At 62.9% G+C, this 20,226-nt stretch carries 21 protein-coding genes and 1 pseudogene; 11 read left to right on the top strand and 11 right to left on the bottom strand.

Annotated features, from left to right (window positions below):
• Positions 1-62 precede the first annotated feature (62 nt).
• The 3 genes from B5V03_RS34355 to rocF form a co-directional block, all read right to left on the bottom strand.
• On the bottom strand, positions 63-605 hold the full coding sequence (locus tag B5V03_RS34355) for a c-type cytochrome (RefSeq protein ID WP_129274790.1): 543 nt from the start codon (positions 603-605) through the stop codon (positions 63-65).
• Entirely contained in the window at positions 592-1,860 is a 1,269-nt protein-coding gene (soxC, locus tag B5V03_RS34350) for a sulfite dehydrogenase (RefSeq protein ID WP_129274789.1), read from the bottom strand. The genes B5V03_RS34355 and soxC overlap by 14 nt, the downstream gene beginning before the upstream one ends.
• A 160-nt stretch (positions 1,861-2,020) precedes the next feature.
• Positions 2,021-2,998 (bottom strand): arginase, encoded by a 978-nt coding sequence (gene rocF, locus B5V03_RS34345; RefSeq protein ID WP_129274788.1) that lies wholly within the window; start codon positions 2,996-2,998, stop codon positions 2,021-2,023.
• Positions 2,999-3,254: 256 nt separating this feature from the next.
• Here rocF and B5V03_RS41825 point away from each other — a divergent pair, with 256 nt between their 5' ends.
• Complete coding sequence (locus tag B5V03_RS41825; RefSeq protein ID WP_164988473.1) at positions 3,255-3,515, top strand: hypothetical protein; 261 nt, start codon at positions 3,255-3,257, stop codon at positions 3,513-3,515.
• 23 nt (positions 3,516-3,538) lie between these two features.
• Here the strand turns inward: B5V03_RS41825 and B5V03_RS34335 are convergent, their stop codons facing one another.
• Together B5V03_RS34335 and B5V03_RS34330 are read right to left on the bottom strand one after the other, a co-directional pair.
• Entirely contained in the window at positions 3,539-6,283 is a 2,745-nt protein-coding gene (locus tag B5V03_RS34335; RefSeq protein ID WP_164988472.1) for an EAL domain-containing protein, read from the bottom strand.
• Positions 6,284-6,345: 62 nt separating this feature from the next.
• Positions 6,346-7,587, bottom strand: a complete 1,242-nt coding sequence (locus tag B5V03_RS34330) for a FecR family protein (protein ID WP_129274785.1) — start codon at positions 7,585-7,587, stop codon at positions 6,346-6,348.
• A gap of 129 nt (positions 7,588-7,716) precedes the next feature.
• Between B5V03_RS34330 and B5V03_RS34325 the strand changes: the two genes are divergently transcribed.
• The 3 genes and pseudogenes from B5V03_RS34325 to B5V03_RS34315 all read left to right on the top strand — a co-directional run bounded on the left by B5V03_RS34325 (position 7,717) and on the right by B5V03_RS34315 (position 11,093).
• Positions 7,717-9,513 (top strand): ShlB/FhaC/HecB family hemolysin secretion/activation protein, encoded by a 1,797-nt coding sequence (locus B5V03_RS34325; RefSeq protein ID WP_129274784.1) that lies wholly within the window; start codon positions 7,717-7,719, stop codon positions 9,511-9,513.
• Between the two features lie 152 nt (positions 9,514-9,665).
• Positions 9,666-10,496 (top strand): alpha/beta fold hydrolase, encoded by an 831-nt coding sequence (locus tag B5V03_RS34320; protein WP_129274783.1) that lies wholly within the window; start codon positions 9,666-9,668, stop codon positions 10,494-10,496.
• Between the two features lie 277 nt (positions 10,497-10,773).
• Positions 10,774-11,093, top strand: a pseudogene (locus B5V03_RS34315) (c-type cytochrome).
• Between the two features lie 190 nt (positions 11,094-11,283).
• Here B5V03_RS34315 and B5V03_RS34310 read toward each other — a convergent pair.
• From B5V03_RS34310 to B5V03_RS34300, 3 genes are all read right to left on the bottom strand, one after another.
• Positions 11,284-11,625, bottom strand: a complete 342-nt coding sequence (locus B5V03_RS34310) for a phasin (RefSeq protein ID WP_027562452.1) — start codon at positions 11,623-11,625, stop codon at positions 11,284-11,286.
• Positions 11,626-11,764: 139 nt separating this feature from the next.
• Positions 11,765-11,950 carry a hypothetical protein gene (locus B5V03_RS41820; protein WP_007601490.1) on the bottom strand — a complete coding sequence of 62 codons (186 nt, stop codon included), beginning with the start codon at positions 11,948-11,950 and terminating at the stop codon, positions 11,765-11,767.
• A gap of 378 nt (positions 11,951-12,328) precedes the next feature.
• Positions 12,329-12,796, bottom strand: a complete 468-nt coding sequence (locus tag B5V03_RS34300) for a hypothetical protein (RefSeq protein ID WP_129274781.1) — start codon at positions 12,794-12,796, stop codon at positions 12,329-12,331.
• 197 nt (positions 12,797-12,993) lie between these two features.
• Between B5V03_RS34300 and B5V03_RS34295 the strand changes: the two genes are divergently transcribed.
• Complete coding sequence (locus B5V03_RS34295; protein ID WP_028174425.1) at positions 12,994-13,350, top strand: hypothetical protein; 357 nt, start codon at positions 12,994-12,996, stop codon at positions 13,348-13,350.
• 45 nt (positions 13,351-13,395) lie between these two features.
• Here B5V03_RS34295 and B5V03_RS34290 read toward each other — a convergent pair whose 3' ends face one another.
• Both B5V03_RS34290 and B5V03_RS34285 read right to left on the bottom strand, forming a co-directional pair.
• The gene (locus B5V03_RS34290) at positions 13,396-13,971 is read right to left on the bottom strand and encodes a hypothetical protein (protein WP_129274780.1); all 576 of its coding nucleotides are present in this window, start codon (positions 13,969-13,971) and stop codon (positions 13,396-13,398) included.
• A gap of 46 nt (positions 13,972-14,017) precedes the next feature.
• Positions 14,018-14,551, bottom strand: a complete 534-nt coding sequence (locus tag B5V03_RS34285) for a GcrA family cell cycle regulator (protein WP_129274779.1) — start codon at positions 14,549-14,551, stop codon at positions 14,018-14,020.
• Between the two features lie 166 nt (positions 14,552-14,717).
• Here B5V03_RS34285 and B5V03_RS34280 point away from each other — a divergent pair, with 166 nt between their 5' ends.
• Together B5V03_RS34280 and B5V03_RS34275 are read left to right on the top strand one after the other, a co-directional pair.
• Positions 14,718-15,326, top strand: coding sequence for a S24 family peptidase (locus B5V03_RS34280; protein ID WP_129274778.1), 609 nt, complete (start codon positions 14,718-14,720; stop codon positions 15,324-15,326).
• A gap of 98 nt (positions 15,327-15,424) precedes the next feature.
• Positions 15,425-15,700 (top strand): hypothetical protein, encoded by a 276-nt coding sequence (locus B5V03_RS34275; protein ID WP_129274777.1) that lies wholly within the window; start codon positions 15,425-15,427, stop codon positions 15,698-15,700.
• Positions 15,701-15,739: 39 nt separating this feature from the next.
• Here the strand turns inward: B5V03_RS34275 and B5V03_RS34270 are convergent, their stop codons facing one another.
• The gene (locus B5V03_RS34270) at positions 15,740-16,714 is read right to left on the bottom strand and encodes a quinone oxidoreductase family protein (RefSeq protein WP_129274776.1); all 975 of its coding nucleotides are present in this window, start codon (positions 16,712-16,714) and stop codon (positions 15,740-15,742) included.
• A gap of 225 nt (positions 16,715-16,939) precedes the next feature.
• Here B5V03_RS34270 and B5V03_RS34265 point away from each other — a divergent pair, with 225 nt between their 5' ends.
• From B5V03_RS34265 to B5V03_RS34245, 4 genes are all read left to right on the top strand, one after another.
• Positions 16,940-17,140 (top strand): hypothetical protein, encoded by a 201-nt coding sequence (locus B5V03_RS34265; protein WP_057749711.1) that lies wholly within the window; start codon positions 16,940-16,942, stop codon positions 17,138-17,140.
• A gap of 147 nt (positions 17,141-17,287) precedes the next feature.
• Complete coding sequence (locus tag B5V03_RS34260) at positions 17,288-18,235, top strand: AAA family ATPase (protein WP_164988471.1); 948 nt, start codon at positions 17,288-17,290, stop codon at positions 18,233-18,235.
• A gap of 5 nt (positions 18,236-18,240) precedes the next feature.
• Positions 18,241-19,614, top strand: a complete 1,374-nt coding sequence (locus B5V03_RS34255) for a vWA domain-containing protein (RefSeq protein WP_129274774.1) — start codon at positions 18,241-18,243, stop codon at positions 19,612-19,614.
• Between the two features lie 390 nt (positions 19,615-20,004).
• Positions 20,005-20,226 carry a hypothetical protein gene (locus B5V03_RS34245; RefSeq protein ID WP_129274773.1) on the top strand — a complete coding sequence of 74 codons (222 nt, stop codon included), beginning with the start codon at positions 20,005-20,007 and terminating at the stop codon, positions 20,224-20,226.

Here is a 20,226-nt window from a genome sequence, read left to right as displayed (position 1 = left end):
GTTCCAGCCTGCGCTTAAGCAAGTTCCGAGCCAGTGGTTGGAACTTGATCATCTCCATGCGTTCACTTTTTTACGTCCGGACGCGCATCGCCGACGAACTTGTCGCGATTGGGCATTTTGATGGCCGCGAGCGATTTGGCATCGAGTGTCGCATCCGCTCCCACCAGCCCGTTCAGGTTCAGGACATAGGCGGACACTGCGTAGACGTCCTCATCGCTCAGCGATTGCGGCGCGTTCTGCGGCATGGCGCGACGGATGTAATCGAACAATGTCGGTGCATAGGGCCAATAGCTGCCAACAGTCCGGATTGGTTTTGGCGTTCCGATCGTGCCCTGCCCGCCAACGAGCCGGTCACCAAGGCCGCCCTCGCCCTTATCGCCGTGACACGAGGCACATTGCTCAGCGAACACTTCGCGTCCGTGACTGACCGAACCACTTCCCTTCGGCAGATTGCTGCCGTCGCGTCCGATGTCGATATTCCAGCCCGCAATCTCGGCCGTCGTCGCCGGCCGCCCGATGCCGTACGTGGTTTGCGCCTGTGTTCCGCTCGCGAAGCCACACACGGCGATTGCGATGGCAACGCCACAAATCTCACGCCAGCGCATTCGTCACCTCGCCGTTATCATCAATGCGCCAGGGCCAGATCGCGTTATTGTGGTAAAAATAATTCTCGCCGCGCACTGCGAGCAGCTCGGCCAGCGTCGGCTGCACATAGCCGGTCTCGTCGATGGCACGGCTCTGGATCATGGCGGGCTTGCCGTCCCATTGCCAGGGCAGGCGGAAACGCGTGAAGGCACGCGTCAGCACCGGCTCCTGCAATCGCGCGTCCTGCCAGCTCCTGCCGTCATCGACGGATACTTCGACACGCGCAATCTTGCCATGGCCGCTCCAGGCGATCCCGGTGATCTCATGGAAGCCGGGCGCGCTTAGGCGTTGACCACCAGAGGGACGCGTGATGATCGACTTGGCCTCCATGTAGAAGGAAAACTCCCGCGCCGTACCGTCGGGCAGAAGATCGGTGTATTTCGAGGTCTCCTCGCGCGAATAGACGGGCTCCGCAGTCACGTGCAAGCGTCGCAGCCATTTCACGCTCATATTGCCTTCGAAGCCGGGCAGGAAAAGCCGCAATGGATAGCCCTGCTGCGGACGCAGCCGTTCACCGTTCTGGCTGTAGACTAGGATGGCGTCCTCGAGGCACTTCTCGATCGGGATGCTTCGCGTCAGCGCAGCCGCGTCGGCGCCTTCGGCGACCACCCATTTGGCGCCCGGCTTTAACCCCGCCTCCTGAAGCACCAGCTTCAGGCTGACGCCGGTCCATTCCGCACAGCTCACCAAACCCACGAGGTCCGATGCCGTCTTGCCGTAAGGCTTGCTGTAGCCGGGATTGCCGGAGCATTCGAGGAAGTGGATGCGCGACTCCGACGGGAAACGCCTGAGATCTTCGATCGTGAAGATCAGCGGACGCTCGACCAAACCGTGCAGCATCAGCCGGTGCTGCGCCGGATCGATGGCCGGAACGCCGCCATGATGCCGCTCGTAGAACAGCCCGTTCGGCGTGATGATACCGTCGAGATCCTGCAAGGGCGACCGGCTGGACGCAGAGATGTATTGCTTGAGAGTCGTCGAGATGTTCCTGACGACGCCTTTCTCGAACGGCGATGGCGTGCCATAGAGCTGGCCTCCCGTCGGCTCGCCCGGCGCCTTCATCCATTCGGGCACATTGGGCGGAAGGTTGTCCGTCTCGGCAGCAGCAGCACCCGCACCGACAACTGCGCCTCCGAGCGCCGCCGTACCGGCAGTCAGGAAGCGGCGGCGTGTGGCCGTCACGGGATCATCATCGGAACGTATCGTGCTGCTCATTGCGGGCCCTCGATTGGCACTGAACCCGCATCAAACGGTCCGACGACGGCATTTGCAATTCATAGCTGTTTCAAAAGCAGGCAATTTCGACCAGGGCCCATCTAAATCCACCGGCTGCAGGAGCAGTTCCTTTCCCTGCAGCGCACAAACGCCGGCCGATTCACTCGCCCGGAGCGATCGCGTTGCTTGGCGTCGGACGGTCGGTGATCTGCTGCCCAAACAGGCTGCCGATCAGCTCGACCGCTGTGCGCGCAGTCCGGCCGCGCTCGTCCAGGAACGGATTGAGCTCGACGATGTCGACCGATCCCACCACGCCGGAATCGTGCAGCAGCTCCATGATCAGGTGCGCCTCGCGATAGGTCGCCCCGCCCGGCACTGTGGTGCCGACGCCCGGCGCCACACATGGATCGAGAAAGTCGACATCGAAGCTGACATGCAGCACGCCGTTGCTGGCCTTGACGCGCTCGATGACGCGGCGGATCAACACGGCGACTCCGAACTCGTCAATCTGGCGCATGTCCACAATCCTGATCCGGCGCGCGCGCATCAGTTCCTTTTCGAGCTTGTCGATCGAGCGTGCACCGAACAGATCGAGCCGGTCAGGATCGATCGAGGCACGCGGATCATCGCCGAGCAGGCCGTCGAGGCCCGGTTCGCCACACAGGAACGCTGCCGACATGCCGTGCATGTTCGCCGTGATCGTCGTCTCCGGCGTATTGTAGTCGGCATGGGCGTCCAGCCAGAGCACGAACAGCTCGCGTCCGCACTCCTGCCAATGTCGCGCCATCGCATTCACGGAGCCCATCGACAACGTGTGATCGCCCCCGAGGAAGATCGGGAGCGCACCGGTTTGCGCGATCTCATAGCCGCGGCGGCTGAGCACGCGCGTCCAGCGCTGGATTTCACGGTAGTGATTGGCCTTTTCGGGCGGCTTGTCTGCGAGGTCCCTGACTTCGGCCACGGAGAGATCGCCGTAATCGACGACTTCAAAATCCAGGCTTTCGAGCAGTGTCGCAAGGCCGGCGGTGCGCAGCGCCGCCGGGCCCATCAGGGTACCGCGCTGCGAGGCTCCCATGTCGATGGGAGCACCGAGCAAGGCGATGCGCCGGGGTCGATCCGTTATGGTCCGATCGGTCACGGCCTTCTCCCGAGATCAGCAAGGTTGAGCCAGCCTAACAGAGATTCGCATCCGTCGTTTCACGGGGGGTGCCCCATCAGGATCCGGAACAAAATCCCGCGCACGGAATTGCTCATCCAAGGCCGGCACCCGCCGTTCAAAACGGCGCCTGTCGCGGATAGCCAAAGGTCACCAGACCCGCTGTTCAGAACGAGCGCTCGCGCGGATAGCCAAAGGTGCCGGCCTCCATCACATCGTCACGCCGGAGGTCGCGCGCTTGAGCACGGAGATACCGCAGTCCACACCTCAGCCCGGCATGACCGAGCGCGCTATCGATGCGGCGACTGATGTAAGCCGCACGATCGGCGAGATCGCCGGAGGTCTGCACGCAGCTGTCGACCGCCTCACTCTGGCAATCGAGGACGCGAGAAAGCCAGGCCGACCTCTCTCAACGGTCGCCGCGATCACGCGCGAAGCCCCCTTGGCCAGCCTCTTCGTGGCCTTCCTGTTCGGCGTCGCCGTGGCGCGCCGCCGCTAGCGATCTGAGTGATACGCGATCGTTTATGCAGCGCTGACGGCGGCGTGTTCGGCCGCGAGGAACTGCCGGTCGAACGCTTCCGCCGGCATCGGACGGCCGAAGAAATATCCCTGCCCTTCCTCGCATCCCATGCTGACGAGGAAATCGGCCGTGGCCCGGTTCTCGATACCCTCGGCCACGACCGTGAGCCCGAGCTGCTTGCTGAGACCTATGGTCGAACCGACGATCGCCGCGTCGTCGGAATCGGCGAGCAGATCGAGCACGAACGACCGGTCGATCTTGAGCCCGTCGAGCGGAAATTTCTTCAGATAGCTCAGGCTCGCATAACCGGTGCCGAAATCGTCGAACAGGACGCGCACGCCGAGTTGCTGGATCCGCTTGAACATGTCGAGCACGCGGCTTTCGTCGTGGAGCAGGATGTCTTCGGTGACCTCGAGCTCGAGCAGCGACGGCGTGAGCCCCGTCGCCTCGAGCAGGGCCGCAACCGAATGCGCGAGATCACCGGAGTGGAGCTGCGAGGGCGACAGGTTGATCGCAACGCGCACGCCGTTACCGGACAATTCCCAGGCGCGCGCCTGCCGGCAGGCAGTCTCCATCACCCAGTTTGCGATCCGCTCAGACAGGGCTGACGTATTGACCACCGGCATGAACTCTCCGGGCGAGACGTAGCCGCGCATGGGATGCCGCCAACGGATCAGCGCTTCGGCCCCGACCAGGCTGCCGTCGACCAGGCGGACCTGGGGTTGGTAGAACAGTTCGAACTCACCGCGGTCTGCGGCAAGCGCCAGTTCGCTTTCGAGCGTCAGCCGATTCTCCAGTTCCTGTCTGATCGCACTCTCGAAGATCACGTGGCTACCGCGCCGCGTCGCCTTCGCGCGGCTCAATGCGAGATGGCTGTTGCTCAGAAGGTCGTCGGCGTTGTGTCCGCCATCGGGATAGACGGCGACGCCAATGCTGATCCTGACGCGGTGCTGTCGCGTGCCGGTTGCGAGCGGCGCTTCAAACGCGCGTGCGATCCGTTCGGCGAACTCCGCTATCGGCTCGCCGGCTTCCGCGCAATCAAACGCAATAGCGAATTCATCGCCGCTGAGCCGGGCGACGACCGCCTTGCCGTTGACCTCGCTGCGGAGACGCTCGGCGACGGCGCGCAACACGAGGTCGCCCGCCGAATGCCCGAGCATGTCGTTGATCCGCTGGAAGCCGTCGAGCCCGAGCACGAGCAATGCGACGTCGGAAGACCGCCGCTCCGCCTCGGCGATCAGACTTGTAAGGCCGGCATGCAACATGTTGCGGTTTGCAAGCCCAGTCAGCGCGTCGTGTTCGGCGAGATATCTGACGCGTTCGGCCTCGCGCTTGCGAACCGAGATGTCGCGCAGGATCGCTCCGTACTGGAAGCCCTCCGTTCCCTGCCAGCCCGAGAAGCTCGCTTCGACAGGGAACGTCTCGCCGTTCTTGCGACGCCCCTCGAACTCGACGACAACAGCCCCGCCGGGCACCAGCAGCGCCTGACGCGCAGCATCGCGCATGGCAAATGTTTTTGCGCGGCCGTCAGCTGACACGGCACAGAGGGTTTCGAACGGACGTCCGATCATCTCAGTCGGCATATAGCCGAAGATCGCGCTGGCACCGGGATTCCACACCGTGATCCGGTGATCCTCGTCGGTGCAGACCAGGCCATCGCCAAGTGACATCGCGATGCGATGAAAACGGCTCTCGGCGATGCGCCCAAGAAGGCTGCGGAAGTCGATCTCGTCGAGCGCGATCGCCGTCAGATAGGCGATGATCGCGATATGAAACAGCGACGTGTCGATGATGAGGGGCCATCTTGCCTGAACAAGCGCTGCGGCCACTTCGACTCCGCCCCCCGCTGCGACCAGGACTGCTACCCGCACGCCCGGTGCAAGACGGCGCCATGAGTACATCATCAGCAGGCAGATCAGGCCCAGGCCAACGATCATGCCGACATCGGACGTCCAGTGCAGCATCCGGTTCTGGAGGATCGATTCTGCCGCCAGCGCCTGGAGAACGGGCCCCGAGACGATCTTGCCGTTCGGAACGCTGAATCGGTCGCCGAGCTCGAGCGCCGTGGCGCCGACGATGACCTTCTTGTCTCTCAACTTGTCCAGCGTCGCGGCATCGCCACGCAGCACGTCGAAATAGGAGACACTTGGAATGGAGCCCGCACGAATGCCGAAATCGATCAGGAAGGGCGGACGCCGATTGGCGTCCTGCCCGGCCAGCACGACGGCCATCGACGGCATCTGGGAGTCGCCGAGCTTCTCGCCGACCGGATAACGGCGCACGAGCCCATCGGATTCGATCGCGACATTGACGACAGCCGGCCACGACTGGTTGCTGAACGGCTTCAAAGGACGATTGACGTGAGCCGCGCCACCATTCGGCGCCGGCTGCTTGAAGGACGGCAGAATGGTCGAACCGCCGACCTCACGAAGCGCTGTGAGGAAGGCCTCGTCGGAAGCCGGATCCGACGGCGTGCTGAAATCCACGTCGAAGGCAACATCCTGCGCGCCCGCGGCCTCGAGCCTGTGCAACAGCTCGGCGTGGAGCCGGCGTGGCCACGGCCACACCCCGATCTGGTCGATCGAGGGCGCGTCGATGGCGACTACGACGACATTGCCGCTCGCCGCTCGCGATTGCCAGGCGAACCGCAGATCGGTGAGCGCATTGCGAAGCGCGCCATGCCACCCCGTGGACAGCACGACCGCCAGCGCGATCACGACAAGAATATGCGGCCGATAACGTTTCACCTTGCTCCCCTGCACCGACGGCGTTTGCCGCCAGGTGCTCCCCCTATCGCGACGGCGCGATTCTAGTGATGCTTGTACCAACCGTAGTGATGGCCATTATTGCCATTATTGCCGTTATTGCCGTTATTGCCGTTGTTGCCGTTACCGCTGTTGCCATTGTCGCCGGTGCCGCTGCTCCCGTTGCCGGTCGCGCCAGTCCCGCTGCTTCCGCTCCCCGAGCTTCCGCTGGACACATTGCTGGTTGAACCCGCGGTGGTCGCAATAGTGGTTGTCGTCGCACTCGACGACGCCGATGTGGCGCTGGCGGTGGATGCACTGCTGCTCGCGACGACCGCTGTTACGGCGGAGCTATTCGAGGCCGTGGTGGTCGTGCTTGTCGAGCTTTCGCTCCACACCGTAGCTGTGCCGGTGCTTGGGTTCGCGGCGTTACGTACATGGCCCGGCGCAACCGCGCCGTGGGCGAGACCATTCGTGACCTTGTGGAAGTTCAGCTTCACCTCTCCGAGCGAGCTCGATATGCGCACGACGCCGCCCTTGGGTGCCTGACCTCCAGCCGCCTGATGCGACTGCATCGGCGTACCAGCTGCCTTGGTCCCCTTGTCGATCGGACCGAGCGCATGGATCGCATGACCGTTGGCCGCGTTGCGTGGCGCGGACAGGCCCGATTTCGGCACGGGAGTTCGCTCGATCGTCGAGGCACGCGGCTTGCCTTGCTCGATCGGATTGAGGGTCCCGGCGCCGCTCAGGCTGAGGCCGGGCTTGCCGTGCTCAAAGGCCGTGGCCGCTTGTCCCGGCATGACCTGGGCAATCTGTCCCGTCTTGAAGTCGGAGACTTCGACCTGGCCCCGGAGCACGCCGACTTTGGTGCTGCCTGCGCCGACGGTCACGCTGAACTGCGTTCCCTTGACCACGGCAGCGAGATAGGGCGTCTCGACCTCGAAATGCTTGACGTTGCGCTTCTCGACCTCGAGCAGGATCGACCCCGCCTGCTGGATGATGGTGGTCGAGAGCCCCTCCTTCTTCTCGGCCGGCAAGCCGACCACCGAGTTGGGGGAGATCAGGATCGATTCCTCACCGCGGACCAGCAGCACGCGTCCGTTGCGTCCGGTGCGAATGGTATCACCGGCCTTCAGCGTCCCTTCCGGGGTCAGCGACACAGGCTGCACGCCGTTGGCGGCAAGCCAGACCTCGCCGGTGGCTTTACTGACTGACCAGACGCCATCCTCCGCAGCAAATGCAGCGGAAGCCATTCCCAGGATCAGCGCCGCCGCGAAGCCGCACCGCATTCCAATTCTGCCGAGCATGACGATCCTCAGTCCGCGTTACAGCCGGACCGGGGAGTATCGGAAATCACTCAAGAGAGAATTAGCGGGACGCGGCGAGCGGAGCAGCGGCATTAACCAATCATTGACCATAAAAAACTAAGAAAAATCATGCAGCTAACGAGCTCTTGCGGCCTCACAGGAAGATCTCCGTCAAACTACGGAGACCGGTTCGCTGCGTGCCTTGAGAAGCGGCATCTCCTTGCCGCATTGGTGCTCTTGGCACCAATTTTTACGAGCATTCCGCAGGCTTTCGCACAGCAGGCGAACCAGCCGGGCTTTGATCCACGGCAGCCCGAGAAATACTTTGAAAACCAAACCGAACGGGAATCCCTGAGCCGTCCTCCGGTCAGGCTACCGAAAGTCGGCCAGCCCAACACCGGCGGTGATACGAAGCCGCAATTCGTGCTGCGCGGCATCGATGTCAGCGGCGCGCACGCCATTTCCCGCGATCGCATCGCCGCGGTCTATCAACCCTATCTCGGCAAGAAGGTCTCGCAGGCCGACCTCGCCGCGATCGCCGGCTCAATCAGCGATCTCTACCGTGGCGCCGGCTTCCATCTGAGCCGGGCGATCGTGCCGCCGCAGGACATTGCTGATGGCCGGGTCCGGATCCAGGTGATCGAAGGCGCCATCGTGCAGGCCGAGCTGAAAGGCGAAGGCGCCGAGCAATTCGGTGTGAGGCCGATGCTGGGCCCGGTTCTGGCCGAGCAGCCCTCGCGCCTGGCAACGCTCGAACGCCAGCTGTTCCTCATCAATGGCCGACCGGGCGTCCGAATCACCGATACCGCGCTGGAGGAGATCGGCGGCGCGACCGGCCGCTTCCGCCTCACCGTCTATCTGAAGACCTGGTACGTCTTCACGTCGTTCGGGCTGGACAATCTCGGATCCTCCTCGGTCGGTCCCTGGCAGACCTATGCTACGGGCGCATTCAACTCCTACCTCACGCCTGGCGACACGCTGGCGGTCAACCTGTCGACCATTGCCAACGACCCGCGCGAGCTTGGCTTTGCACGGCTGTCCTATGACGCGCCCGTCGGCGTCGACGGCGTCCGCCTCGGTGCGTCCGTCCTGTACAGTGCGGTGCGCCCGGGTGATGCGCGCCGCCTCGACAGCGACATCACCACGACCGAAGCTTTCGAGGTGCGGGCGAGCACCGTGCCCTTCATGTCGCAATCGTCGGGGCTGACGCTCACCGTGGCAGGCACCTTCAGCAATGTGTCCGAGCACGATCTTTACGGCCCCTGGTACAACGACCACATCAGGACTGCGAGCCTGACTGCCGACTACCGGCTCCAGGATCGCTTCGGCGGCACCAATTTCGCGACGCTGACCTATCGCCAGGGGCTCGACGTCTTCGGCGCTTCGCATTTCGACGACGATCTGTTGTCGCGCGATGGCGCCGCGTCGAACTTCTCGGTGCTGAACCTCTGGTTCACCCGCTACCAGACGCTCAACGACGCCTGGTCGCTCAAGCTCTCCGCGGCAAGCCAGACGGCATCGCGGCCGCTGTTCACCTCGCAGCAATTCTATCTCGGCGGCGCGGCCTTCGGCCGGGGCTATGGCGCAGCCGAGATCAGCGGCGACAACGGTCTGGCTGGCTCGCTTGAAGTGCGTTTCGACCAGAAGCTCAATTTCCGTTACTGGACCGGCTATCAGCTCTACGCCTTCGGCGACGCCGGCGCAGTCTGGAACGACGGTTACCGGCTGAGTGACGGCCTGGCGCTGACATCGGCAGGCGCGGGCGTGCGGTTCTTCCTGTGGGACGATATTCAGGCCGATCTCGGCGTAGCCGTCCCCTTGAGCTACCGGGCGCCGGACAACGAGCGCCGCAGCCCGCGCTTCCTGTTCACGCTGTCGAGCGCGTTCCGGCTCTGCCCCGAGCGCGGCAGAGGCGGTTGCCTCTAGCTGCGAGCCCCTCGCGCGACGCATTCCCTCATGCGGCCCTTTTGCGGCCTTGCTCACAGACTTGCCTAAATTTAATCCCGTAACCTGCTCACGATCGCTCGATCCGGGGCTGCCAATGACCATTTTCAATCGAAAGTGATTGGGACGGAACCATGAAGAGGGTGTTTGCAATTCTGGCGTTTCTTTGCGTTCTCGGCGTCGGCGAATATTTCGTCGTTAGCCGGTTCGCGATCCGCCATGAGATTTTGACCCTGTTCGACGCCTCGCGCCAGCGGCCGATCACGGTCGAGATCGCGGTGCGGCGCGATTACGAGACCAAGGCCAATCTCCGCCTCTGGAAGCTGCCGCTTGCCATCATCAGCAACGGCAACACCGTCAAGGCCACCGAATATTCCTTCCTCGCCAACGTGCTCGCGGCGCGCGGCTATCTCGTTGCCAGCATCCAGCAGGACCTGCCGAGCGATCCGCCGCTGATGACCCATGTCGGCCAGCAATATGTCGGCCGACGCGAAGTCTATATCCGCTGCGAGGCCAACATCCTTTTCGCGCTGGGCGAACTGAAGAGGCGGCAGGAGAACGTCGACTACGACCACATCACGCTCGTCGGACATTCCAACGGCGGCGACGTATCAATGTACGTCGCCCGTCAGCACCCGGAGCTGGTGTCGAAAGTGATCACACTCGACAATCTGCGGGTGCCGTTCGTCCTCAGCGACAACATGAAGATCCTGTCGTTCCGCTCGAAGGATCCGCATTTCGTCACGGACCCGGGCGTGCTGCCGACGCCGGAAGAAGCCAAGGCGCGCGGCATCGACATCGTCCACACCGGTGCGCAGCATACCGAGATGAGCGACCGTGGCCCTGATGCGGTCAAGGAGAAGATCCAGGAGACGCTCGACCGATTCCTGCGTGACAGCGCCAGCAGCGCGCTAGCGCCGGTCGACACAAAAAGCCCGATGATCATGAACCCAGGCGACTATTAGCCGGAAAAAGCTTTGCGACAGATCAAGGCAGTTCCCGGCCGACCAGGCTAGGAAGGTCTCACCATCCCGGAGAGGCACGTGTCGCACTACACAGAAAGCTTTGATATGAAACGTCTTGGCCTGCGCGCGGCAAAGACGCCGGCATTCGCGCGGCATGTCTATCGTTCCGTTCGAAGGCTGCTGCGGTCGATCATCGCCCGGATCGATCTCTCCCAGTTTCCGGGATCGTGCTGCGGATGAACATGGTGGCCGCAAGCGAACGCATCAAGATTGCCCGATGCATCGGCATTTGAGACGAATTGCCTGCTGCTTCCCGTGGCCTCGAGCTGCGGCACGTCGTCCGCTCTCGCCGCCGATGCCGGGCATGGTGCCGACCTCGCCAAGCGATGGTGTGCAAGCTGCCACGTCGTGGCGAGCGGGCAGGCCCAGGCGAGCGCCGACGTCCCCTCGTTTGCATCGGTTGCGCGCCGGCCGGACTTTAGTCCGGAGAGGCTCGCTTTGTTCCTGCTCGACCCGCATCCGAAGATGCCGGACTTTCCCCTGAGCCGGACCGAAGCCGGCGACATCGCCGCGTATATCGGATCGCTGCGTCCGTAGGGCGCCGGCCAATCGCGACACCCACAAACTGCAAATCCCTGCCGGAGGACCGACAGGGATCAGCAGAAAGGATGATGGACGGCGAATGAGGACCATTCGGTGGCCCATCATGGACCTGCATCAACATCGAAGTGCGGATCACCGCGCCGCGCAAGATCAATTTGTGGGCACGCTGTATACACGCCGGAAATCAGGACTTCCCCTTGCCGGGTTGCATGAAGCTGCCGGTCATCTGACGCATGTGGTCCCCGGCGCTGGTGAACTGACTGCGCAGGAAGTCGGACTGGATTCGCATCGCCTCCTGAAGGTCGGTCGCGTGAACGAGCTTGCGTGCGTGCTCGAACGCCGACTTCATGTTCTGCTCAGTGAAAGCGAGCGCCTGCTTCGACACCTCGGTGCCTGCTCCGGGGACCGACGTCATCGATTTGGTGGCCGCGTCGAAAAACATGCCAAATGCCTTTTCGGCTTGGTCGATCGTCTTCTCGGCCAGGTCGCGCAGTTCGGCCGGAACTTCGAGCTTCGGTTCGATCATGGTCGCACTCCTCCCTTTTTCTTAGCTGAATACCACACTTGCCGGACCGCCTTCCAGCGGCTAGCCCCGGGGCAAACGTCCCCGGCGGGCCGGCTTGGGCAGGAAAACGGAGGATAAGGCCTAGGGCGCGCGGCCCGGCTCAGGACAGGGGGTGTTCGGGAAGGGCTTCTTCGGTGGCGAGGTCTTCGACAAGCTTGATAACCTCAAAACGCTGTCGAGGCGCGAGCTTCAAAAATGCGCGGAGCAGGCGCAGGCTCTCGACAGTGCCGCTCGCAGGTGCGCCAAGCTTAAGGTGCAGTTCAGCCGCGAAATTGAGGTTCTTCATCTCGCACCTATGACAAGCATCGGCTTTCCTGATCAGCCATGGGCTCCCACTCGAGAGCCTAACGCCAGAACCGGACGCCATGCCCGGGACAAACTCTCGGCCGGAGGGGCCCCGGCGGGGTAGCACGCTGGACTACATATCCAAACGGACCAAGCAGGTTGTAATTATGCCAAGGAACAACCCCTCCGGCAAGCCCAACCACCGGCTGAGCGATGCTTCGTCTGCATCGCAGCACGGCAAATCCGGATAACAGGAATATGAACCGCCGTCACCCGCCTGCGTCAAGAAGCAGCACGCATCACGCACACGGCCGTTATCGCTGTCAACCGGCGCAGCGTTTCGCCCTGTTTCCAACAAGAATGGACATCGGCGCACCGCCTAGCGCTTTTTCAGCGTATACACGTAATTGTTGAGTCCGATCTCGGCGGTTGTATCGTCGGTGAAATGAACGTCGATCTCGCAGCCGGTCTCCAGGGTCTTGATCGGACCGCTGGCAAAGCCGAGCGAGATGGCAAGCGCCTTCGGATCGGCCTTCTTGTCGGCACGTTGCATCTCGTCGAAAGCGCCCTGGAAGATCATGTCGGGGCCGTAATCCGTCACCTTGTACTGCGGCTTGGCGCAGGCAAAGGGCCGTGGTCCCGAGATCTCCCTACCCTTCAAGACCACTGCCTTGCCCATCAGCCGCGCCCGCTCGGTGCCGTCAGGCTTGCGTTGCGGATCAGCCCAAGGCGCGACCACGGCGGCAGTGACTGTCCAGGTGCCGATGTAGAAGGGGTCGGCGGCCGCAGCGGTGCCTGCGGCGCCGACCGACACGAGAAGGCAAACCACAGTCGCGGCGAATTTCATCTGCATATCCCCTCGAGCTCTCGGCTTGGACTCATCGCTTCGCATCGAGGTTCATCGCTTCCGATATATTTCGGCGCATGAACCGTCGTCTAGGATCGGACGACCAAGCGGTTGCGAACCGGCCACGCAGATCACGGGCGCCATGGCTGATGGACTCAAACCGATTCGGGCGCGCGTCAGCACCAAAGGACGACGGCATGCTTTCTCGCTGCGATCTCATCAAGGGCGCCGCGGTTGCGCTTCTCACCCTCTCGATACAAGGCGCATGGGCGCAGGAGACCAAGATGAACCTGTTCAAGATCGTCACCATCAAGGATGAAATCGTCGTCGGATTGTCGGCGGAAGAGCTTCAGGCACTCGGCGGCAATGATGCGAGCGCGATTGCACACGCGCTGGCGCAGAAGGGCGATCTCACCGTCTGGCAATACAACGTGCACCGGGGCCCCAACGGCGAATTACAGCAGGCGCCGACCGCCAGAATCGGGCTGTTGGCCAACGCCTCGCTTCGCGTCGAGCCCTACACGACGCCGTACCAGATCGTGCCGCATCCCTAAGCAGCGAGCCGGCACGCCCGCGGCAAGACCGCAGGCGTGCCGCAATCATCCGCGCTGGTTTGCACGCCTCGTCCCCGTTTCCGTCGCAAAGCCGTAGATGAGCGCCAGCCGGTCCAGGCATTCGCGAAAGCGCCGCGCGAAATAGTCGTTCCAGCGCTGCGTACGGGCGGCTCGACGCTCCCCGATCTGATCCATCGTCAGGCCCAGCACCAGCACGTCGTACACCAGCGCCGAACCGTCAGTGCCGAGCTCCCGCTCGATGCGGTTCAGCCGCAGCACCGCCTGTCGCTGGCTCTCGGTAACGGGCTCGCGCGTGCCAGTGCCATCGACATATTCGCGTGTCGTATCGACCGCCTGAGGCCCTCGCTCCGCCCGCTCCCAATCGTTCTGGAAGGCGCGCCCGCCGCGATATTGCGCCTCGTCGATCTGGTGATGCGCGTGCAGCCGGCCGAGCGGATCGCCGCGGACCGACCGGACCGCCACGATCTTCTCGCCGGGATCGAGCGCCAGCGGATTGTCGACCACGACCTCCGCCAGTTCGGCATTGAACGGTGCCTCGCGCGAACGGCGGTCGTAGATATTCGTCAATTTGTAGGATTTGTTGCGCCGGACACGTCCCATGCGGATACTCCTTGCAAATTTATCGACTGAACGGGTGGCCGCACTTTCAGGCGGCGGACACGAGCCTCAGCACGACGGGACCTGCGACACGGGCAGACGCAGCCCCAGACCGGCGCGTCAGGCCGGCATGCGGTGTGCAATAGCTGGAGCCCGGCTGGCACGGATGGCCGCAGAAGGTGATCTCCTCCCCATCCTTGTCGCCGCCATAGGGATAGCGGCAGTCCTCGCGATCGAGTTGATCCAGCGGGATCAGGCGCGGCCGGACGCCGACGCAGCGCAGTTTCACCCCCGCGACAGGTTTCATCGCGGACTGCGGCGGTACGTTCAGGTACGGTAACGCCAATCGGCACGGTGACGGCGGGCATACGTCACCCGGCAAAGACGGCACGATCGACGGGCTCGCCATCCGTGCCGGCGGAATGAGCCCAAGTCGCTTGGCCCGGCCGACCACGGCGTTGCGCGTGTAAGCCGTTCCAAACCTTGCGTTAATCTCCCGCCCGATCTCCGCGTAAGACACACCCTTGAGAAAATAGTCGCGAAGCGCGTCGGAGTGCTCCGACGGCCAATGGCCCGGTTCCATGCTGCTGTCCTGTGATGCGCCTCCTCCGGTCGCACGATCGGGGGGCGAGGCACACATTCCGGTATTCCGAAGCTCAAGTCAAGCAATAATTCTGATATTCATAATTGCATCAATTCCGAATTTCGGATTACAAGAGGCGAGACGATGGACAATCGAGGGAATCACCATGTTGGACGCGGCAATGATCGAGCGGGGCCTGGAGAAAACGGGCAAGAGCAAGGGCGGCCTCGCGGCTGCCATGGGTGTGCGGCCCGGCGCGGTCTCGGAGATCCTCGGCGGCGAGCGGCTGGTGAAGGCATCGGAGATCATTCCGATCATGGAGTATCTCGAGCTCAATCTCGCGCCGATCATGGGCCGCGTCAGCGCCGGCGCGGTGATCGAGCCGGATTATGAACAGGTTCCGCCGGAAGGCCTCGGCGATATCACGCTGCCCTTCCCGATCATGGAAGAGACCGTCGCCTTCGAGATCGTCGGCGATTCGATGCTGCCCAAATACGAAAGCGGCGACGTGATCGTGGTCTACAAGGACCAGCGCCATCCGCTGTCGAGCTTCTATGGCGAGGAAGCCGTGGTCCGGCTCAAGACCGGCGAGCGCTATTTGAAGACCATCGAGCGGGGCAAATCGCCCTCCGTCGTCAATCTATCCAGCTTCAATGCCAAGCTAATCGTCGGCGTGAAACTCGAATGGGTCGGCGAGATCTGCCTCTCCATGCCCAAGGGGCAGCTCGAACGGCTACGCGCCAAGTCTGCGCGCCCCCGCAAGAAGGGCAAATAGGACGAGATTCTGATTTTCGGAAATTACTGCTTGACTTAATTCCGTTTTTCGGAAATACTCTGCCGTGCCCCGACCATAGGGCGCGGCAGGATCGCTTCATGCAGTATTTCGTCGTGATGATCGACTACGGGCGGCACGGCCGCGAGGCGATCGTCGACCCCGAGATCACAAGGCGCGAGGTCATCTCCCGCGTCGCTTCGGGTGAATATCAGAACATCTCGTTCATCCACGAGATCGCGGAGGGCTCGGTCGAAGACGTGACCGAGGCCATACTGACCGAGGCCGCCCTGCCCCAAATTCCGCCTGAAGATGTCGACCTCCAGGCGATCCGCATTGATCACGCCCGCGACTTGCGCAAGCACGAGCGGACGTGACGCAGACTGAAGCAGCCTGCGTCACCGCCCGTCCGGAGATTATACCGTGAGAACGGTCGATCCCGTGGTCTTGCGCGCGGCGAGATCGGCATGAGCCTTGGCGGCGTCCTTCAGCGGATAGGTCTGGTGCACCTCGATCTTGACCGCGCCGGACTTCACGACATCGAACAGCTCGTTCGCCATTGCGACCAGGCTCTCGCGCTTGGCGGCGTAGGTGAACAGCGTCGGCCGGGTGACGTAGAGCGAGCCCTTCTGCGCGAGCAGGCCGAGATTGAGCGGCTCGACAGCGCCGGAGGACGCACCAAACAGCGCAGCGACGCCGAGCGGCGCGAGGCAGTCCAGCGACTTCAGGAACGTGTCCTTGCCGACGGAGTCGTAAACCACCGGCACTTTCTTGCCGCCCGTGATCTCGTCCACGCGCTTCACAAAATCCTCGCGGCTGTAGATGATGACATGGTCGCAGCCATGCGCCTTGGCGAGTTTCGCCTTCTCGTCGCTGCTGACGGTGCCGATCACGGTCGCGCCGAGATGTTTTGCCCACTGGCTCAGGATCAGACCAACACCACCGGCCGCGGCATGGAGCAGGATGGTGTCGCCAGCCTTCACCCGATAGGTCTGCCGGATCAGATATTGCGTCGTGAGGCCCTTCAACATCATCGCCGCCGCCGTCTTGTCATCGACACCATCAGGCAGCTTCAACAGCCGATCGGCCGGGATCAACCGCGCCTCGGAATAAGCGCCGAGCGGCGAAGCGCCATAGGCGACACGATCACCAGGCTTCAGATCCGTGACACCGGACCCGACCTCCTCAACGACGCCGGCCGCTTCGCTGCCAAGACCGCTCGGCAATTGCGCGGGATACACACCGGAGCGATTGTAGATGTCGACGAAGTTGAGACCGACAGCGGTATGGCGGATGCGCGCTTCGCCCGGTCCGGGCTTGCCGACACCAACCTCCTCCCACACCAGAACTTCCGGCCCCCCGGTCTTGTGAAAGCGAATAGCATGCGTCATGGGCGTTGCTCCCTTATCGTTGCAGCGAAAGTCCGAGAACCGGATCGCCTGGTGAAATAGGCATTTGGTCCGCCCGTTACAGTATAGAAGACGTAACAAGAATGTCACAGCGAACGACAAACGCCCGCCGTTCCACCTCTGTTCGAAAGAGTTGATGACAACCTTGAGGTGACCGGCAGTAGCCTTCGCGCGGGGTTTGGTGGTCGCCTGCGAAGGAGAACCGAGATGCCAGCTTATGTACAGCATCATCAGGATATCGAAATCGCGCCTGTGATTTGCCCGACATGCATGGGGTTCCTGCCAATGTATGTGCGCGAGGTCGAGCCGCATTGGAGCCTTGCCAAGATCGACTTCGTCTATGAGTGCGCCGATTGCGGCGCCGAGGTCCGGCAGACGATCCGGAAACCCGAACTGCTGCGGCACTGACCGCATGATAGTCGAACCGCTCAACTATTTGCGTTAAGCGGAAAAAACGCCGGTCGCGCGGGTCAGATGTCTCCCAAACGAGGCTTGTTCTTTGCCGGGAACGCAGGCAGAACAGGCCTCAAGCAAGACCTTTGGGAGCGCCAATTCGTGGCTGAACAGAAGCCCTCGACAGCGATCGAGGCAGTGGAGAGCGGCCTCGCCGCGCAGGGCTATATCGCGAGCCGGCAGATCGCGACGGCCGTCTATTTGTCGCAACAGATCGAGAAGCCGATCCTTGTCGAGGGCCCCGCGGGCGTCGGCAAAACCGAGCTTGCCAAGGCGATTGCCGCTTGGCGCGGCAAGAAGATGATCCGCCTGCAATGCTATGAAGGCCTCGACGAGGCCAAGGCGCTCTACGAGTGGAAATACGCCAAGCAGCTTCTCTACACGCAGATCCTGAAGGACAAGCTCGGCGAAGTCCTCGGCGGCGCGCAGACGCTGCATGCCGCGCTCGACCAGCTGCATGATTTCGGCGACGTTTTCTTCTCCAAGGAGTTCGTCGAGCCGCGCCCCCTGCTGCAGGCGCTCGAGCAGCCGGGCGGCTGCGTGCTGCTGATCGACGAGATCGACAAGTCGGATGCCGAATTCGAATCGCTCCTGCTGGAAATCCTCTCCGACTTCCAGGTCACGATCCCCGAGCTCGGCACCGTCTCGGCGATCACACCACCGACGGTGATTCTGACATCCAACAGCGAGCGCGACCTCGGCGACGCGCTGAAGCGGCGCTGCCTGCATCTGCATATCGGCTTCCCCGAGCAGCGGCTCGAGGAGCGGATCGTCGAGAGCCGCGTGCCCAACATATCGCAGACGCTGCGCCGGCAGATGGTTGGCTTCATCCACGAAATCCGCTCGCTGGATCTGAAGAAGCTGCCCTCGGTGAGTGAGACTATCGACTGGGCGCGCGTGCTGGTACTGCTCCAGGCTTCCGAGCTCGATACCGAGATCGTCAAGGACACGCTCAATGTGCTCCTGAAGTATGAAGCCGACATCGAGGCCGCAACGCCGCAGGTCACGACCTTCATTGCCAAGGCGGCGCGGTCCAACGTCTTCGGTTGACCCCGATGCGCGAGAACCTCCATCGTTTCTTTCGGGCGGCGCGCGGGGCCGGCGTCCATGTTTCGCCCGCCGAAAGCATCGATGCGATGCGCGCGGTGTCGCAGGTCGGATTTTCTGACCGAACCGTTCTGCGCGATGCGCTTCTGCTGACGCTCGCCAAGTCCCAGGACGAGAAGCTCGCGCTCGGCGACTGCTTTGATCTGTTCTTCGGCCAGCCAGAACCGCGGCAGGATCAACCTGAAATCAATAGCGACGCTTCGCAGGACGCGGATCACTCTGACCAATCCGGCTCGGCGAGCGAAGCGGGCGAAGGTCAACCACCCGAAGGATTGGGCCCGCTGGCGCAGATGCTGCTGTCGCAGGATCGTAACGCGATCTCAGCCGCCATCGCCAGCGCCTCCGGTGCAGCCTCGCTCTCCGACATCCGCTATTCCACCCAGCGCGGCATCTTCTCCAGCCGTATCCTCGATGCGATGGGCCTGCAGCGCCTGCGCGACGAGCTCGACGAGCTGACCGCAACCAATCCCGCACTCGCCGAGCGCCTCCGCGCCGCACTCGACGCGTTGCGCGAGGCGGTGCGCGACACGGTCTCGCAAGGGCTTGCGCTCTATGCCCGCGAGGAGGCCGAAAACCTCCGCAACGAGATCCTGCGCAACGCGCCGCTTGCCCGCATCGAGCGGCGTCAGGTTGCCGAGATGCGCGCCCTGATCCGCCGGATCGCACAGCGTCTGCGCGAGCGCTATTCGAAGCCACGCAAGCGCCAGCGCCGCGGCCATCTCGACGTCCGCCGCACGCTGCGCCGTAACGCCGCCTGGGGCGGCATCCCCTTCCTGACCGCCTGGAAGCGCAAGCACCGCGACCGCCCGAAAATCGTCGCGCTCTGCGACGTCTCCGGCTCCGTCGCGCAGGTCTCGGACTTCTTCCTGCTCCTGATCCACTCGCTGCACGAGGTGGTCGACGACGTCCGCTCCTTCGCATTCTCTTCACATACGATCGAGGTCAGCGAGATCCTGGAGAAGAAGTCGCCCGAAGAGGCAATGGCCGAGATCATGTCCAAGGTCGGCTTTGGCTCGTCCGACTACGGCTCGTCTCTGGTCGATTTCGAGAAGGACTTCATGAGCACGCTGACACCGCAGACCACGGTGATCGTGCTCGGCGATGCCCGCAGCAACAATCTCGATCCGCGTGCCGACATCCTGCGCCGCATCTCCGAGCGATCGAAGCGGCTGGTCTGGCTCAATCCCGAGGGACGGCTTGCCTGGGGCTTTGGCGATTCCGAGATGCCGCGCTATGCGACTTTTTGCAGCGTCGTGCGCCAATGTGCCACCGCGCAGCAGCTCGAGCGCGCCGTGTCCGACATCGTGGCGACTTATCAATAGGTCTCGATACGTCGTCAGGCGCCAGCTTCACGCAAGCTCCATGCACTCCACTCCTGCCGCGTGAAGCCATTCCCCTGCGAATCAGCGTAACAGAGTCCCGACCCCCTCGTCTCACGATTTCTGTGCATATCGCGACGCAGGATGGGACAGCGATGCTTCCCGTGCACTGCGGTAGCTGCACACGATCAAGCGCAAATCATCAATTAGTGATCGGAGATCGGGACGATATTCGTGCGCAAACGATCTTAACGCTTGTGGCGCAACGACGTGCGGCAATTGGTGAAGAGACGTTCTAAACACCTCACCGAATTCCGGACTCATTGTCGTCGCATGGTCTTCATGCAGCGCCGCTAACAGGGGCGCACGAACGGTACTATCGCTTGAGGCAACATGAGCAACGATTTCGACTTCGATCTTTCACCCGACCAGTGGGAAGCGCTGAAGGCGCTTCGCAAGCCGGTGTCGAACGGTCGCCCCTCGAAGGCTTATGTCGTCGAAAGCCTGGTCGCGCTCGGCCTTGTCGTGGTCGATGACGGCGCGCCAGCGATGACACCGGCCGGGCGCAAGGCGCTGGTGCGCGGATCGTGCCGATTGCTGGACCTCGCAGCCTGA

It is taken from the genome of Bradyrhizobium betae (assembly GCF_004123905.1).
Classification (GTDB): domain Bacteria; phylum Pseudomonadota; class Alphaproteobacteria; order Rhizobiales; family Xanthobacteraceae; genus Bradyrhizobium; species Bradyrhizobium betae_A.
This window is presented reverse-complemented; position numbering and strand designations above follow the sequence as displayed.